The sequence below is a fragment of the Pseudomonas sp. PS01299 genome, from assembly GCF_029960145.1.
GTDB classification, from domain to species: Bacteria; Pseudomonadota; Gammaproteobacteria; order Pseudomonadales; family Pseudomonadaceae; genus Aquipseudomonas; species Aquipseudomonas putida_A.
Genome location: NZ_JASCPO010000114.1, coordinates 1 through 18514, shown reverse-complemented (window position 1 = coordinate 18514; position 18514 = coordinate 1). Strand labels below are relative to the sequence as shown.

Sequence of the window (18514 nt, the reverse complement as noted above, 5' to 3'; positions counted from 1 at the left end):
AAATAATGGGTGTTGGTGCGGGCCTCTTCGCGAGCAAGCCCGCTCCCACAGGGGAATGCATTCCAAATGTGGGAGCGGGCTTGCTCGCGAAGGCGCCGGATCAATCAGCGCCAATCTCAACAGTGCCCACATTAGGGTTCTTCCAGCAGGAATGCGATCACTTGTGGGAGCGGGCTTGCTCGCGAAGGCGTCGGATCAATCACCGCAAATCCCAACAATGCCTACCGCTCGCGCATCGCCTCGGTCCGGGCTTTGAGCACTGGTTTGAGCAGATAATCCAGCACACTTTTCTCCCCGGTAATAATGTCCACCGTCGCCACCATCCCCGGGATGATCAGCAGCGGTTTCACGTCCCCGCCCAAGTGGTTTTTATCGGTGCGCACCTGAATCAGGTAGAAGCTGTTGCCCTTGTCATCGGTGATGGTGTCGGCGCCGATCAGTTCCAGTTTTGCGCTCAGCCCGCCGTAGATCGTGTAGTCATAGGCACTGAACTTGACCATGGCTTTCTGGCCCGGATGGAGGAACGCGACGTCTTGCGGACGGACCTTGGCTTCGATCAGCAGGTTGTCTTCCAGCGGCACGATTTCCACCATGTCGCTGCCCGGCTGTACCACGCCGCCGATGGTGTTGACCTTGAGTTGCTTGATCACCCCGTGCACCGGCGAAGTCACGGTGGTACGGCTGACGCGGTCGTCGATGGCGATGCTCGACGCGGTGATTTTCGACAGGTCGGTGCGTTTCTGATTGAGGTCCTTGGCGGCGTCGGAGCGGAAGGTCTGTTCCGATTCGTCGATCTTGCTCTTGATCTCGTTGATTGCCGATTCCGCCCTTGGGATGGCCAGGGTCGTCGCGTTCAGCGAGCCGCGAATTTCCACCGCGCTGCGTTTCAGTCGCAGGATCTCCACCGGCGACACCGCACCCGTGCCGACCAGCGGCGCTGACATGTTCATCTCTTGCTGCAGCAGCGCCAGGCTGGAACTGTACTGGCCTTGCTTGGAGCGGAATTCCGCCAGCTCCTGAGTCTTCTGCCGCAGCTGTTCGGTGAGGGTGCGTTGTTCGCTGGCCAGACGCCGTTGGCGCTGGTCGTACAGCGCGCGCTCGTCTTCGGCGACCTGTGGCGCCTTGGCGATCACCTCGTCAGACAGTTTGAACGGACGGCCCTCGGCTTCGGCGGAAAGGCGTTCGACTTGCGCGGTCAGGGCGTAACGATCGGCCTCACTCTCACCCTTGTTCGACAGGAAGCGTGTGTCATCCAGGCGCAGCAGCTTATCGCCCTTGTTCACCATTTGTCCTTCACGGACAAAGATCTCGGTGACGATCCCGCCTTCCAGGTTCTGGATCACCTGGACCTTGCTTGACGGAATCGCCTTGCCTTCGCCCATGGTCACTTCTTCAAGCACGGCGAACTTGGCCCAGACCAGCGCACTGATCAGCAGCGCCGCCGCCAGCCACACGGTGATCCGCGACCAGCGCGGCGAATCCTGCAACGAAGCGCCGGCGGTTTCCGGCATGAACTCGGCTTCGGCGCTTTTGCCGAAACTGTCGAAGTAGCCGCGTGATTTGCTATCTGAAGATGCAGACATGGGGCGATACCCCTCAGTTAAGAAACATCAAACCGCACAACCCATGCGTCGCCCGTAACACTTACTTGTGGTGAGGGGATTTATCCCCGATAGGGTGCGAAGCGCCCTCAGAGTATTTGGGGCTGCTGCGCAGCCCATCGGGGATAAATCCCCTCGCCACAGGTTTTGTGAGAGCCATAAATTATGTGCACGCATCTAAACCGCCGCCGAGCCGACGCGGCCCTTGCGCAGTGCATCGATAACCGCTTCTTTCGGGCCGTCGGCGACGACCCGGCCGTTGTCCAGTACCAGCAGCCGGTCCACCAGGCTCAGCATTGAGGTGCGGTGGGTGACCAGCAGCAGGGTCTTGCCTTGCACCCAACCGTGCAGCTTCTGGCGCAGCAAGTCTTCGCTGCTGTTGTCCATGGCGCTGGTGGGTTCGTCGAGCAGCATGATCGGCGGGTCGAGCAGCAATGCCCGAGCGAGTAAAACGGCCTGACGCTGGCCGCCGGAAAGTAGCTGGCCGCGCTCGCCCACTGGCCGGTCGAACCCTTGCGGATGCTGGCGGGCCAGCTCGGTGACGCCGGTCAGCTCGGCGACTTCGAGCATGCGCGAATCGCTGATGTAGCGGGCGCCGAGGGTCAGGTTGTCGCGCAGGCTGCCGGCCAAAAGCGGCAGGTCGTGGGCGACATAACCGATCTGCTGGCGCAGGTCGGCTACATCCAGTTGCCGCAGGTCGAGACCGTCGAGCAGCAACTGGCCTTCCTCGGGTTCATAGAAGCCCATCACCAGCCGCGCCAGGGTGCTCTTGCCCGAGCCGCTACGGCCGATGATGCCGATTCGTTCGCCGGGTTTCATGCTGAAGCTGACGTTGCTCAGCGCCGGTGCGTTTTGGCCGTTGTAGTGAAAGGTCACGCCGCTGACGTCCAGCGCACCTTGCAGCTGCGTGCGTTCCAGCGGTCGCTGTTTGCCGTCGCGTTCCTGGGGCAGGCCCATGAGTGCGTCGGTGCTTTTCATGGTCAGTTGCGCTTGCTGGTAGCGGGTGATCAGCCCGGCGATCTGCCCCAGCGGCGCGAGCACCCGGCTGCCGAGCATGTAGCTGGCCACCAGCGCACCGACGCTGAGGTTGCCGGCGATGATGCTGTAGACCCCGGCGACAATCGTCGCCATCCCGGAAAACTGCTGGATGAACAGCGTGCCGTTGGTCGCCAGCGCCGAAAGGTTGCGCGCGTGGCTGTCGAGGCGGGTGAGGGCGCCGTGGGTGCTTTCCCATTTGTGCTGGCGCTCGCTTTCGGCGCTGCAGGCCTTGAGGGTTTCCAGGCCGCCGAGGGTTTCGATCAGCAGCGCCTGCCGTTCGGCACCCAGGCTCAGGCTTTTCTGCACGGTGTCACGCAGGCGCACCTGAATCACCATGGCGAAGATGATCGTGATCGGAAACGCCAGCAGCGGAATCACCACCAGCCAGCCACCGAGCAGACCGATCACCACCAGCATCAACACCACGAAGGGCAGGTCGATCAGGCTGGTCAGGGTCACCGCCGTGAGGAATTCGCGCAGGCCCTGAAAGTCATGAATGCTCTGGGCGAAGCCACCGATGGTCGCCGGCCGCGCCTTCATCGCCATGCCGGTGATCCGTTCAAATAAAGTCGCGGAAAGGATCACATCGGTTTTCTTCCCGGCGGTATCCAGCAGGTGCGCGCGCACCACCCGCAGCACCAGTTCGAAACCGGTGCCGATCAGCAGGCCGATCGCCAACACCCACAGGGTCGAGGTGGCCTGATTCGGCACCACGCGGTCGTAGGTCTGCATGACGAACAGCGGCACCATCAGGCCCAGCAGGTTGATCAGGAAACTGGCGAGGATCGCGTCGCTGTACAGCCATTTCGACAGCTTCAGGGTGTCGCGAAACCAGGCATGCACGCGCGGCACCAGCGGTGAACGCAAGTCTTCGAGTTCGTGGCGCGGACGGGCGAACAAGGCCTGGCCGCTGTAGTGTTCGGCGAGTTCTTCGCGTTCGACCCATTGCTCGCCGCCATCGGCTTCGCTGGGCAGGATCAGCGCCTTGCCGTCGTCGGCGAAACGCCGCAGGACGGCGGTGCGCCCATCCTTGAGCAGCAACAGAATCGGCAGATTCAGCGCGGAAATATCCTTCAGTTCGCGGCGCAACAAGCGCGCCTGCAAACCGGCCCGGGCCGCCGCACGGGGCAGCAGATCCAGGCTCAGACGTTGCTTGTTCAGGGGCAGCCCGGCACTCAGGCTGGCGCGGCTGACCGTTGCGCCGTGGAGTTTGCAGAGAATCAGCAGACCGTCGAGTAACGGGTCATCGAAGCTCAGCCGCGGATCGATCCCGGAGTGTCCGCCTTCGGCCATGCTGGTCATATTGATCGCCCCTGTAATGACTGGTCCAACCTGTGGCGAGGGGATTTATCCCCGATGGCTGCGCAGCAGCCCCATGGAACTCATTGCTGCTCAAATCTTTGGGGTCGCTGCGCAACCCAGCGGGAGCAAGCTCCCTCGCCACAAAGGGTCGTGGGACTTACTTCAGTTCGGGCAGGCGCGCTTCATTTTTCACCTCGGTTGCGGCGATCGCATCCGCCGGCAGCACCACCCGTTGCTTGCTCAGCAACTGGCCCATGTTCGCCAGCACGCGGTACATCGAATATTCCTCGGTGTAGCGGATTTCGGTGTAGCGACGGTTGGCGTTGTAGAGCTCGTTTTCACTGTCGAGCAAGTCGAGCAGGGTGCGTTGGCCGAGGCCGAACTGATCCTGATATGCCGCGCGCACACGCTTGGTGGTCTCGGCGTATTCGCGGGCGGTCGGGGTCTGCTTGTTCGCGTTGACCATGGCGTTCCACGCCAGGTGGATGTTCTCGTTCAACTGGCGCAGGGCGTTGTTGCGGATGTCCATCGCCTGATTGATCTGGTGCGCATCGGAGGCCAGACGAGCCTTGTCGCTGCCGCCACGGAACAGGTTGTAGTTCATGATCACGCCGACGCGCCATTCGTTGTCGTGGCCTTCATCGCCTTGCACGTTGTTGTTCGCACCCACTGCGGCCTCGGCATCGAAACGTGGGTAGAACGGCGACTTGGCAACTTCATACTGGCTCTCGGCCGACTGCACGTCCGCCTGCGCGGATTTCAGATACGGGTTGTTCTCGACCATGCTCTGCTGGGCTTCCGGCAGGCTGGCAGGAACCTCGCCGCGGGTCGACGGTGGCGCTTCCAGTTCATCGGGCATGCGCCCGACCACAGCGTAGAAGTTCGATTCGGCGTCGGCCAGATCGACTTCGGCGGTGTCGAGGTTGTTCTGCGCCAGCGCCTTACGGGCCACCGATTGATCGGAGTCGGCGGTGCTGCCGATGCCGCGCTGGGTGCGCAGGCCGATCTGATCGTTGACGCGCAAGTGCGCTTGCAGGTTGTTCCGGGCCAGGGTCACCAGTTCACGGCGCTTGAGCACTTCGAGGTAGACCTCGATGGTGCGCAGGGCCAGATCCTGAGCGGTGCCTTGCGCGTAGTAAGCGCGCGAGTTTGACACGCCCTTGGTGCGCTCGACCTCGTTGGCGGTGTTGAAGCCGTCGAAGATCATCTGCCGCAGCCGTAGCTCGGACTGGGTGTAGTTGAGAATCGAAGTGTGGTGATTACCCAGCGCCCGGGTATTGGTGTTGTCGCTGTAACCGCGCCCGTAAGCGGCATTCAAATCGACGGACGGATAGAAGCCACCCTTGGCCACTTTCACTTGTTCATCGGCGGACAGTTTGGCGTCCACGCGCGAGGCGAGATCCGGGTGGGTGGCGATGGTGCTTTGAATCGCTTCGGTCAGATTCATGGCCTGGGCTTGGGAAGTGCAAGCCATGGCCAGCAAAACCGCGCTGCAGAGGGGGGTTAGTACGCGCATGGGGTGCATCTCCCTGATCCTGATGGTGCGTTACTGTCGCCAAATATTTGACGATAAATTGAGGTGTAAGCGTTTCACTCTTGTAACAACAGAGCTAAGAACATCCTGAAGCGTAGCTAAGAAAAAATTTTCATAAGGCTTATGCCGAAAAAAACTTATGCGCTTGGCGAAAAGCGGCACATTGTTCAGGGCGAAAGCCTTTGTTTCATGCGCTTTAGGGAGCACAAAAAGGCTTGAGGAAAGTTCCATTCACTTTGCGACATACGGCGAAGTACTGCTGAAGGGGAGGGACGCGTAGCGGCAGATGAGCGACAGATTTTTGTCACTCGGGTGATTCACCACCGTTACGTAGCGTTAGTGGGTGTGCTGCATCGATCAGGACGCAGAAGTGCTTGAAAGCACTGAAGTTTCCTCGTTTGCGCAACCTGCGAAACGAACTGTCGAGGTGCGAGCGTCGCCCCGACAACCCGATTGAGCCATGGGCTGCTTCGCGAACCAGTGCCGACGGTGGTCGGCAGCGGAGGAATTTCACATGGCAACGCTCATCGGGATCGTCACTAAAGTCATTGGTCAGGTTTTTGCGCAGGGCACCGACGGCACGCGCCGCGCCCTGGTCGAGGGCGACCGCTTGTTTGCCGGCGATCAAGTGATCACCGGCGCAGAAGGTGCCGTCGCCATTAATCTGCAAAATGGCCACGAGTTGACCCTGGGCCGCGACAGCAGCATGACCATGTCCGGACAACTGCTGGCCAATCAGGCAGTGCATGTCGATTCCCCTGAAGCGCTGACCCCCAGCGAAGCACAACTGACTGACGTCGAGCAGATTCAGAAAGCCATCGCTGCCGGTGAAGACCCGACCAAAGCGGCAGAGGCCACCGCCGCCGGCCCGAATGCACCGGGCGGCGCGCCAGGTGAGTTGGGTGGCGGCCACAGTTTTGTGCTGCTGACGGAAGTCGGTGGGCGCGTGGATCCGGTGATCGGCTTCCCGACCGCCGGTTTCAACGGTATTCCCGAGTTTCCCGAAGAGCGGCACAACGCAGTCATCGACAATGGCGACAACACGCCGATCGTGCCGCCACCGGTCAACAATCTGGTGACCCTCAGTGGCCTCGCCGTGCCTGGCGGTGAGCTGACCCTCAACGAAGCCAACCTGCCTGCCGGCTCCTCGGCGAACCCCGGCGCGCTGACCCAGAGCGGCAGCTTCACGGTGTCGGCGCCGGACGGTCTGAGCAGCCTGAACATCGGCGGTATCAACGTGATCAGCGCTGGCGTGGCAGCCGGTTTCCCGCAGTCGATCACCACACAACTGGGCAACACCCTGACCATCACCGGGTATAACGCCAGCACCGGCGTAGTCAGCTACAGCTACACCCTCAACGGCAACGATGCCCATCCGGCCGGTGACGGCGCCAACAGCCTCAGTGAACATTTCACGGTGACCGCAAGCGACAGCAATGGCGACAGCGCCACCGGCTCGCTCGACGTCAACATCATTGATGACGTGCCCAAAGCGGCGAATGACAGCAACGCCAACACCGCCTCGGAAACCCAGTTGACCTTGACCGGCAACGTCCTGACCAACGACGTGCAAGGCGCCGACCGCGTGCCCACCGGCCCGGTCACTGCCGGCACCTTTACCGGCACTTTCGGCACCCTCGTATTGAATGCCAATGGCACATACACCTACACCCTGAACACCAGCGACGCAGACTTCAAAGCGCTTCACGGTGGCGGCAATGGCACCGAGACTTTCACCTACACCCTCACTGATTCGGACGGCGATACCAGCACTGCGAATCTGGTTCTGCAGATTCACAACAACGACGATCCGGTGCTGATCAACGGGTTGAACGTTGAGGGTGGCGAGCTGACGGTTTATGAAAAAAACCTCAGCAGCGGTAGCGAGCCGGATGCCAATGCGCTGACCCAGAGTGGCACGTTCACTATCACCGCACTGGATGGCGTTACCACGCTGACCGTCGGCGGTATTGCTGTCGTGACCAATGGCGTGGCAGCAGGCTTCCCGCAATCGGTGACCACACCGCTGGGCAGCACGCTGACCATCACCGGTTTCAATGCCACCACCGGCGTGGTGAGTTACAGCTACACCCTCGATCACAATGACGCGCATCCGACGGGCAACGGCGCCAATACCTTGCCTGAGCAATTTGCCGTAACGGTGGTGGACGACAACGGCACCACTGCCAATGCGACCCTCGACGTTAATGTGGTCGACGACCTGCCAAAAGCGGTGAATGATTCCAACGCCAACACCGCGTCGGAAACCAACCTGATCCTCACCGGCAACGTGCTGACCAACGACGTGCAGGGCGCTGACCGTGTACCGACCGGCCCAGTCACCGCCGGGACTTTCACCGGCACCTACGGCACCCTCGAACTGCACACCGACGGCACTTACACCTACACGCTCAACCCAACTGACGCCGACTTCAAAAACCTGCACGGCGGCGGCAACGGCACCGAGAATTTCACCTACACCATCACCGATTCTGACGGCGATACCAGCACCGCCAACCTCGTTTTGCAGATCCACAACAACGACGATCCGGTGGTCATCAGTGGCCTCGACGTGAACGGCGGCGAGCTGACGGTTTACGAAAAAAACCTCAGCACCGGTAGCACTCCGGATGCCAACGCGCTGACACAAAGCGGCACCTTCACCATCACCGCTTTGGACGGTGTTACCACGCTGACAGTGGGTGGCATCGCTGTCGTGACGAATGGCGTGGCGGCAGGCTTCCCACAATCGGTCACTACACCGTTGGGCAGCACGTTGACTATTACTGGTTTCAACGCAGCAACCGGAGTGGTCAGCTACAGCTACACCCTCGATCACAACGATGCGCATCCGACTGCCAATGGCGCCAACTCGCTTTCCGAACAGTTCGGCGTCACGGTGGTCGACGACAATGGCACTACCGCCAACGCAACGCTTGATGTGAATGTGGTCGATGATCTGCCCAAGGCGGTGGATGACAGCAACACTGGCACCGCGTCAGAAACCAATCTGACCCTCACCGGCAACGTCCTGACCAACGACGTGCAAGGCGCCGACCGCGTACCGACCGGCCCAGTGACTGCCGGTACGTTCACTGGCACCTATGGCACGCTGGAACTGCACACCGACGGCACCTACACCTACACGCTGAACACCACCGACGCCGACTTCAAAAACCTGCACGGTGGCGGCAATGGCACCGAAACCTTCACCTACACCATCACCGATTCTGACGGCGATACCAGCACCGCCAACCTCGTTTTGCAGATCCACAACAACGACGATCCGGTGGTCATCAGCGGCCTGGACGTAAACGGCGGCGAGCTGACGGTTTACGAAAAAAACCTCAGCACCGGCAGTGCGCCTGATGCCAATGCGCTGACCCAAAGCGGCACGTTCACCATTACTGCACTGGACGGCGTCACTACGCTGACCGTCGGCGGTATTGCCGTGGTCACCAACGGTGTAGCCGCAGGCTTCCCGCAATCGGTGACCACACCGCTGGGCAGCACGTTGACCATCACCGGATTCAACGCGACCACCGGTGTCGTCAGCTACAGCTACACCCTCGACCACAACGACGCCCACCCAACCGCCAACGGCGCCAACAATCTGCCTGAACAGTTCGCCGTCACCGTGGTGGACGACAACGGCACCACCGCCAACGCCACCCTCGACGTCAACATCATCGACGACCTGCCAAAAGCGCTGAACGATTCCAACGCCAACACCGCGTCGGAAAGCCAGTTGACCCTGACCGGCAACGTCCTGACCAACGACGTGCAGGGCGCCGACCGCGTCCCCACCGGCCCGGTCACCGCCGGCACGTTCACCGGCACCTACGGCACCCTGGAACTGCACACTGACGGCACTTACACCTACACCCTCAACACCAGCGACGCGGACTTCAAAAACCTGCACGGCGGCGGCAACGGCACGGAAAATTTCACCTACACCATCACTGACTCGGACGGCGATACCAGCACCGCGAATCTCGTCCTGCAGATCCACAACAACGACGATCCGGTGATCCTCAACGGTCTCGACGTGAATGGTGGCGAACTCACGGTCTATGAGAAAAACCTCAGCGACGGCACCAGTCCCGATGCATCGGCGCTGACTCAGAGCGGTACCTTCACCGTGACCGCGCTCGACGGTCTGCAAACCCTGACCGTGGGCGGCATCAACGTCGTCACCGGTGGTGTGGCCGCAGGCTTCCCGCAATCAACCGTCACGCCGTTGGGCAGCACGCTGACCATCACCGGCTACAACCCGGCGACCGGCGTGGTCAGCTACAGCTACACCCTGGTCGATAACGAAACCCATCCGAACGGCAATGGCGCCAACAGCATCACCGAGAACTTCAACGTGGTGGCGACTGACACTGACGGCAGCACCGCCAGCGGCCAGATCAACGTCAACATCATTGATGACTTGCCGAGCGCGCACGCCGATTCCGCCTCGGTGGCGGAGGGCGGCACCGTCAGCGGCAACGTGCTCGACAATGACATCGGCGGCGCCGACGGCCCGGCGGTGACCGGCGCGGTGGTCGGTGTGCGCGCCGGCTCCGACACCTCGACCTCGGCCATTGGCGGCCTCAACAGCAACATCAATGGCACCTACGGTTACCTGACCCTCGATGCCAACGGCAACGCGGTCTATCACAGCAACCCCAATGCCGTGAACGGCCCCGGTGCGGTGGATGTGTTCACCTACACCGTGCGCGATTCCGATGGCGATGAAAGCACCACCACCATCACCATCGATGTCGCCAACAGCAAGCTGTATGCGACCAGCGACACCGACGTCACCGTCTACGAAAAAGCCCTCGACCTGACCAAGGACGGCGCCGATCTGGCCCCGGGTACGGTCATCGGCAGCGACCCGACCAATACGGGCGAAACCGCCTCCGGCACACTGGTCGGTTCGGTCACCGGTGCGGTCGGCGCCATCAGCTATGCGCTGGTCGGCAGTGCCACCGGCAACTACGGGCAGATCGTGCTCAACCCCAACGGCACTTACACCTACACACTGACCTCGCCGGCGACCACCACACCGCATGCCGACGACGGGGCCAACACCCTGACTGAAACCTTCACCTATCAGGCCACCGATTCGCTGGGCAATGTGGTCACCAGCACCATCGTCGTCAGAATCGTCGATGACGTGCCCAAAGCCCTCAACGACAGCAACGCCACCAGTGCCTCGGAAACCCAGCTGACCCTGACCGGCAACGTGCTGACTAACGACGTGCAAGGCGCGGACGTGGTCGCCACTGGACCGAATGCCGGGCCGATCACTGCCGGTACGTTCACCGGGACTTACGGCACGCTGGTGCTCAATGCCAACGGCACTTACACCTACACGCTTAACCCGGCTGACGCCGATTTCAAGGCGCTGCACGGCGGTGGAAACGGCACCGAGACATTCACCTACACGCTCACCGATGCCGACGGTGATACCAGCACCGCCAATCTGGTGCTGAACATCCACAACAACGACGATCCGGTGGTGCTCAACGGCCTCGACGTCAATGGCGGCGAACTCACCGTCTACGAGAAAAACCTCAGTGACGGCACCAGTCCCGATACTCCGGCGCTGACCCAGAGCGGTACGTTCACCGTCACGGCCCTGGATGGCCTGCAAACCCTCACTGTCGGTGGCATTGCCGTCGTGACCAACGGGGTCGCCGCAGGCTTCCCGCAATCGGTGGTGTCGCCGCTGGGCAGTACGTTCACCGTCACCGGTTACAACCCGGCGACCGGCGTGGTCAGTTACAGCTACACCCTGGTGGATAACGAAAATCACCCGACCGGCAACGGCGCCAACAGCCTCACCGAAAACTTCAACGTGGTCGCGACCGACACCGATGGCAGCACCGCCAGCGGCCAGATCAACGTCAACATCATCGATGACCTGCCGACCGCCAAGGCCGACACCGGCTCGGTGGCGGAGGGCGGCACGGTCAATATCAGCGTGCTCGGCAACGACGTTACCGGCGCCGATGGCGCAGCGGCAGGCGGGGCAGTGGTCGGCGTGCGCGCCGGCAGCAACACCGCGACCTCGGCCATCGGCGGCCTCAACAGCAACATCAACGGCGCCTACGGCTACCTGACCCTGGACGCGGCGGGTAACGCCATCTACCACAGCAACCCGAACTCGGTGAGCCCACCGGGCGCCACCGACACCTTCACCTACACCATCCGCGACGGCGACGGTGACGAAAGCACCACCACCATCACCATCAATGTCGCCGACAGCAAACTGATTGCGTCGGTCGATCAGGACGTGACGGTCTACGAAAAAGCCCTCGACCTGACCAAGGACGGCCAGGACCTGGCCCCCGGCACGGTCACCGGCAGCGACCCGACCAACACCGGCGAAACCGCCACCGGCACCCTGGTCGGTGCGGTCACCGGCGGCAGCGGGGCGCTCACCTACACCCTGGTCGGCAGCGCCACCGGCACTTACGGGCAGATCCAGCTCAACGCCGACGGCACTTACACCTACACCCTGACCTCGGCACCGAAAACCACGCCGAACGCCAACGACGGCGCCAACACCCTGAGCGAAAGTTTTACCTACAAAGCCACCGATGCGCTGGGCAACAGCACCACCAGCACGATTGTGGTCAACATCGTCGACGACGTGCCCAAAGCCGTGGCGTCGGATCGTTCGGTGGCGGCGGTGGAAATCGATTCCAACCTGCTGATCGTCCTCGACATCTCCGGCAGCATGGTCGACCCGTCCGGCGTGCCGGGCCTGTCGCGACTGGATCTGGCGAAACAGGCGATCAGTGCCTTGCTCGACAAATACGACGACCTCGGCGATGTGAAGGTGCAACTCGTCACCTTCAGCAGCAGCGCCACCGACAGGACCTCGGTGTGGGTTGACGTGGCGACCGCCAAATCGCTGCTCGCCGGTCTCACGGCGGGTGGCGGTACCAACTACGACGCGGCCGTGGCAACGATGCAGACCGCGTTCAACACCTCGGGCAAACTCACCGGGGCGCAGAACATCGGCTACTTCTTCTCCGACGGTAAACCGACCACTGGCCAGGAAATCGGCACCGCCGATGAGACCGCACTCAAAGCCTTCCTCGATGCCAACAACATCAAGAACTACGCCATCGGTCTGGGCAGCGGCGTGAGCAACGCCAACCTCGATCCGCTGGCCTATGACGGCATCAGCCACACCAACACCAACGCGGTGGTGGTCACCGACCTCAATCAGCTCAACTCGGTGCTGTCGGGCACCGTCGAAGGCGCCCCGGTCACCGGTTCGCTGCTGGGCGAGGGCGGTACCTTCGGCGCCGATGGCGGTTTCATCAAATCCATCGTGGTCGACGGCACCACTTACACCTATGACCCGCGCGCCAACAGCGGCCAGGGTTCGTTGACCGCATCCGGCGGCACCAACCACGGCACGTTCAACACCGTGAACAACACGATCAGCATCGCCACCAACAACAGCGGCACGCTGGTGATCAACCTCGACACCGGTGACTACAGCTACACCTCGCAGAAAACCACAACCACGGTGATCACCGAGAACATCGGTTTCACCCTCAGCGACAACGACGGCGACCTCGCCAGCTCGACGCTGACCGTGAAAGTGATCCCCAACTCGCCACCGGTGGCGACGGACGACCACGTCATCACCAACGTGCTGTCGAGCAACATCACCGTGCCGGGCGAACTGTTGCTGGCCAACGACACCGATCCGGACGGCGACACGCTCAACGCCTCGCCGACCAGCTTCAACACCGGATGGGTGGCCAAGGGCGCGGACTTCACCGGCACTGGCGCGATCAACTTCGCCGGCACCGGCAACACCGCCGCCAACCAGAACCTGGCCGACGTACGCGCTGCGTTCGCCGCCAACACCGCAGCGATGACCGCCGTGCTGGTGGTCAGCGGTTACCTCGGTGCGGTGACCAGCGCCAATGCCAACGATGAAGACTTGATCACCGTCAAACTGAAACAGGGCGAAACGCTGAACCTGGATCACAACCTCGCGGCCGGCCACGTCACCATGGAGTACTCGGTCAACGGCGGCGCGTTCGTCAGCATCGCCGATGGCGGCACCATCACTGCCGGTGCCGATGGCACCTACCAGATCCACGTGACCAACATCAGCAACACCACCGGCAGCAATCCGACGGCAGCGGAAAACTATCAACTGACCATGACGGTCAACTACGCCGGCGCCCACGACGTGACGCCGGATTTCCACGGCACCTACACCGCCAATGACAACCATGGCGGCAGCGACACGGCCAACGTCAGCATCACCTATCAGGATGGCCACACCCTCACCGGCACTGCCGGGGATGACATTCTGGTGGCGGGCACCGGCAACAACATCCTCAATGGCGGCGACGGCAACGATGTACTGACTGCCGGTTCCGGCAACAACGAGATGCACGGCGGTGCGGGCAACGACTTGCTCTACAGCGGCCCGGGCAACGACATTCTCGACGGCGGCACCGGCATCGACACGGTCAGCTATGCCCACGCCACCGCCGGGGTCACGGTCAACCTCGGTCTGCTCGGTGCGCAAAACACCATCGGGGCCGGCACCGACACGATCAGCAACATCGAAAATCTGGTCGGCTCGAACTTCAACGACACCCTGACCGGCGACAACAATAACAACGTGATCAACGGCGGGCTGGGTAACGACATCCTCAACGGTGGTGGCGGTGATGACCTGCTGATCGGCGGCTTGGGCAACAACACCCTGACTGGCGGGGCAGGCGCGGATACCTTCCAGTACCTCAAGGGCAACAGTGGCCACGACACCATCACCGATTTCACCCCCGGCACCGACAAGCTCGACCTGTCGCAACTGCTGCAAGGTGAAAACGGCACCACCGCGTCGCTCGACGATTACCTGCACTTCACCGTTACCGGCAGCGGCGCCTCGGTGCTCACCAGCATCGACGTCAGCGCCCTGGCCGGCGCCACACCGAACCAGACCATCGACCTGGCCGGCGTCAACCTCGCCAGCCACTACGGCGTGACCCCGGGGGCGGGCGGGGTGGTGGCCGGCGGGCACGACACGGCGACGATCATCAGCGGCATGCTCAATGATCATTCGCTGAAAGTGGACACGGTGTGATCAAGGCCTGAAACGACAAAACCCGCCGCCCCGATCAGTCGGGACGGCGGGTTTTGTCTGTCTGGAGAACTGCGTTGCCAGTGAGTCAGCCTTCGCGAGCAAGCTCGCTCCCACATTGGATTTAGGGTACTCAGCATTTGTGAACAACAAGGCTACCCTGTGGGAGCGGGCTTGCTCGCGAAAGCGGCCTCCCAACTGATCAATCCCCAACTGAATGCACTCAGTCAAATGGTGGGAGCTGGCTTGCCAGCGATGGCGGCCTCCCAGCCGACCAACCTCCCACCTGAATGCACGCATTCCAACTGTGGGAGCGAGCCTGCTCGCGAAAGCGGCCTCCCAGCCGACCAATCCCCAACTGAATGCACTCGGTCAAATTGTGGGAGCTGGCTTGCCAGCGATGGCGGCCTACCAGCCGACCAATCCCCACCTGAATGCACGCATTCCAACTGTGGGAGCGGGCTTGCTCGCGAAAGCGGCCTCCCAGCCGACCAATCCCTGACTGAATGCACTCGGTCAAATTGTGGGAGCTGGCTTGCCAGCGATGGCGGCCCACCAGCCGACCAATCCCCACCTGAATGCACTCATTCCAACTGTGGGAGCGGGCTTGCTCGCGAAAGCGGCCTCACAGTCGACCAATCCCCAACTGAATGCACTCATTCCAACTGTGGGAGCGAGCTTGCTCGCGAAAGCGGTCTCACAGCCGACCAATCCCCAACTGAATACACTCGGTCAAATGGTGGGAGCTGGCTTGCCAGCGATGGCGGCCTACCAGCCGACCAACCTCCCACCTGAATGCACTCATTCCAACTGTGGGAGCGAGCCTGCTCGCGAAAGCGACCTCACAGCCGACCAATCCCTCACTGAATGCACTCGGTCAAATTGTGGGAGCTGGCTTGCCAGCGATGGCGGCCTACCACCCGACCAACCTCCCACCTGAATGCACACAATCCAACTGTGGGAGCGGGCTTGCTCGCGAAAGCGGCTTGCCAGACAACATCAAAACAACAGAGCAAACGCCGCACATAAACATACCCCCGCAACCACGTTTAAAGTACACGAACCGTTACGCCATAACGGCTACAACGCCTTGCGCCGTTACCTACGCGTACGCCAGAATCCGCCGGCTTACACGGCTATGGGGCGGGCTATATCGTATCCCTGTCACTGAAAATCAGTGATCGGGTTTGGTAGCCCGTCTTAAATTGTCGTTGTTGCGACACCTTCATTGCTGTTTCTTTTTTGAGATATGGCTTTGTATGGTGGGCATGCGTGGGGCTCATTCGTGAGCGCCGGGTTACCCAATTTGACCGGTCTACCAACCCGCGCATGGCCGCCACCCGCCGTTTGGTAGCGAGGGTGATGGCTCCTATTGTTCAAATTGGAGTTTCATTTATGTTCAAAGCCACACCCAACCCCCCGGACACCTCGATCCCATACGACCCAGCCCTCGACCCGCAGAAGATAAAAGCGGCAACCGACCGCGCCATAAACTTCTACCTCAACCCCGGCGCCCTGAAGATCTCGATCCCTTCGGCCTCGTCATGCAAGGCGAACAGAATCTTCCTCATCGACCCCACCGTGGACGAAGAAACCTTGCTCGTCGAAGCCTGCGAATCCCTGGCCGCCGCCAGTGACATGGCCCGCGATATCGGCGACGTCGTCGACCACCCACAGCGTCGAGCCATGCTGATGCTGCATCAGGTGATCATGCTCAGTGAACTGATGGTCAACCGGGTACTGGACGGCCGCCGCGTGCCGAACTAACTGCTCGGTCCCCTGTAGGAGCTGCCGCAGGCTGCGATCTTTTGATTTTGCTTCTAAAAACAAGATCAAAAGATCGCAGCCTTCGGCAGCTCCTACACGAAGTCATTCTTCCAAAGTGCCTCGATCGGAGTTCCTGCTGATGTCCGAAACCAAGCCCAATCCGCCAATCACAGACCCGGTTTCACCCTACGAATCCCTCAACTCCAGAAAACTCCACGAAGCCGCCGAACGCGCCCTCGACCATTACCTCGCACCCGCGCAAATCATGGCAACGCCATACACCCCCAGCAGCATGTTCCTCGTCAATCCACAAACCGATACCGAATCGCTGCTGGCCAACGCCTGCGAATCCCTGGCCTCGGTCACGGTCATGCTCGGTGATTTCGCCGGCACGCTGGAGGGGCCGAGTCGCAATACGGCGCTGGGCATTGCCCAAGTGGTGATGCTGGGGGAGTTGGCGGTGAATCAGGCGCTGGATAATGTTGTTCCCAAGGAATAGGCGCTAACAGTTCTGGCCTCTTCGCGAGCAAGCCCGCTCCCACAGTGGATCTGCATTGGTCACTGGTTAAGTGCTCGGCAAAGATCCCTTGCAGGCGTGAGCCTGCTCGCGATTGGCATTAAATGAGTCCGCACTCTTATCCCGCCTCAATCCAGATTTTTTTCGCAGCCCAAGAGTTGGCCTGCATATATTTTGTTTAGTGGAGATAAGTGTTGGCTAAAACTGTGCTCGGGACAATTGATTGGGGAAACACTTTCGTGGAAAAGCGTTACCCTATCCAATTACCTCCTGTATTCACTTCCGATCATCGAAAACGCACCATCATTTAGTAGCAACTGCTAAGCACTTCCCCATCAAGGAGAGGCGCTTAGCGTGGATTGCCGGTTTTCGTGTCATTGTTGCAAAAGTGATCTCCTCTGATCCAAAGCATTGGGGGCATCTGTTCTTCACCAAATTGTAGGCAACAGAAGCCTTTAACTTCTGTAAGCAATTTCATATATAAAAAACATATCCATAAAGCTCTCTCCCTCCAAAATCGTCATCACAAATTTGATAGCGTTGAACGCTTGGCCGTTTTGTGGAGCGACGTCCCTCTCAAACCGTTCAAGACTGACGCCTTCGAAGAAGAGTATTGAGGAGACCACATTATTACTCTGTAGAAACTCAATCTGGATGCGGTGACGCTTAAGACTCTGAAACTGGCCCTTGATTGTCGCACTCTTGGCGTTCCCTTGTTTCAGTGCTACGGCATACGCAAATGTGGCTGGAGTATTTTGGCTGCTGATCTGCATCCAAAGAGTTAGGCTTTCTGCCACTTTGACCCAACGAAATTCCCGCCCGATGTCTGTAAATACCGTTAGTTTGGTGTGCGTCCCTTCGAGGGATTCCCCTGGGTTTGTGACCCATTTTTCTCTTGGATATGAACCAAAGTTTTCGACGAGGTCAACGAGATCGACCACGTTCACTATCCACTCTCCCGACTCCGTCCCGCTGCCATACAACGCCTTGGCTTTGAACACATGCTTCGTAGGTGTCAGCCCGGTCAACTGAACCGCCCATTCACCTTTGTCATTGGCCCTGGCCTTTTTGCCAGTGGCGGTGGCACCATCGTAAATCTCCACCTCAAGATACTTAGTCGCCGTCCCCATAAGATGAACAGTGCGGTCAACAGTGTTGCCACCATTGCTGATTGGCTGCCCTTTGGAATCCTGCGCGGCGGTGATGGCCGGCCTCACGCCATTCAACGCCGTCAAACGCCAAAGGTTCGATGTCGGATTGTTCGCGTATTGGCCAACGGCCTTTAAGGTGTGCAGTACGTCCAGCGATAACCCGCTCACGGTACGGGTCCAGGTTCTGTCGGGGCCAGCTTCCGCGATGCCTTTGGAGATCGCACCGAGGAAAACTTCCATCTTCTGGCCAACAGGCGCGGAGCCAGTGAGCGTGACGCTGGTGTGCACGGTATGACCGTTATCGGGAATGTTCCAGTTGCTCTGATCTTTTACTGAGGTGATGGTCAGTGCGGTATTGGCCGTCACCGTCAACGTCCACGCCGCGGACACCTGCCCACTGCCATACAGCGCGACGGCGGTGAAGCTGTGAGCGGCCACGCTCAAGCCTGTCAGGGTCAGTTCCCACAGGCCGGTCGTCAGGTT

The 18514-nt window shown here is 60.6% G+C and carries 6 protein-coding genes and 1 pseudogene; 3 read left to right on the top strand and 4 right to left on the bottom strand.

Annotated elements, in window-relative coordinates:
* Positions 1-221: 221 nt before the first annotated feature.
* From QMX91_RS19085 to QMX91_RS19075, 3 genes are all read right to left on the bottom strand, one after another.
* Positions 222-1583: an HlyD family type I secretion periplasmic adaptor subunit gene (locus tag QMX91_RS19085; protein ID WP_098967759.1), complete on the bottom strand. Its 1362-nt coding sequence runs from the start codon at positions 1581-1583 to the stop codon at positions 222-224.
* A gap of 195 nt (positions 1584-1778) precedes the next feature.
* The gene (locus QMX91_RS19080; protein WP_282413190.1) at positions 1779-3941 is read right to left on the bottom strand and encodes a type I secretion system permease/ATPase; all 2163 of its coding nucleotides are present in this window, start codon (positions 3939-3941) and stop codon (positions 1779-1781) included.
* A gap of 157 nt (positions 3942-4098) precedes the next feature.
* Positions 4099-5457, bottom strand: a complete 1359-nt coding sequence (locus QMX91_RS19075; protein WP_098968485.1) for a TolC family outer membrane protein — start codon at positions 5455-5457, stop codon at positions 4099-4101.
* Between the two features lie 532 nt (positions 5458-5989).
* On the opposite strand from QMX91_RS19075, the gene QMX91_RS19070 reads away from it, so the two are divergent.
* The 3 genes from QMX91_RS19070 to QMX91_RS19060 all read left to right on the top strand — a co-directional run bounded on the left by QMX91_RS19070 (position 5990) and on the right by QMX91_RS19060 (position 16862).
* Positions 5990-14599 carry a retention module-containing protein gene (locus QMX91_RS19070; RefSeq protein ID WP_282413189.1) on the top strand — a complete coding sequence of 2870 codons (8610 nt, stop codon included), beginning with the start codon at positions 5990-5992 and terminating at the stop codon, positions 14597-14599.
* Positions 14600-15991: 1392 nt separating this feature from the next.
* Positions 15992-16363 (top strand): hypothetical protein, encoded by a 372-nt coding sequence (locus tag QMX91_RS19065; protein WP_282413188.1) that lies wholly within the window; start codon positions 15992-15994, stop codon positions 16361-16363.
* Positions 16364-16502: 139 nt separating this feature from the next.
* Positions 16503-16862 carry a DUF6124 family protein gene (locus tag QMX91_RS19060; protein ID WP_282413187.1) on the top strand — a complete coding sequence of 120 codons (360 nt, stop codon included), beginning with the start codon at positions 16503-16505 and terminating at the stop codon, positions 16860-16862.
* A gap of 473 nt (positions 16863-17335) precedes the next feature.
* Here the strand turns inward: QMX91_RS19060 and QMX91_RS19055 are convergent.
* Positions 17336-18514, bottom strand: a pseudogene (locus QMX91_RS19055) (hypothetical protein); the annotation flags it as partial.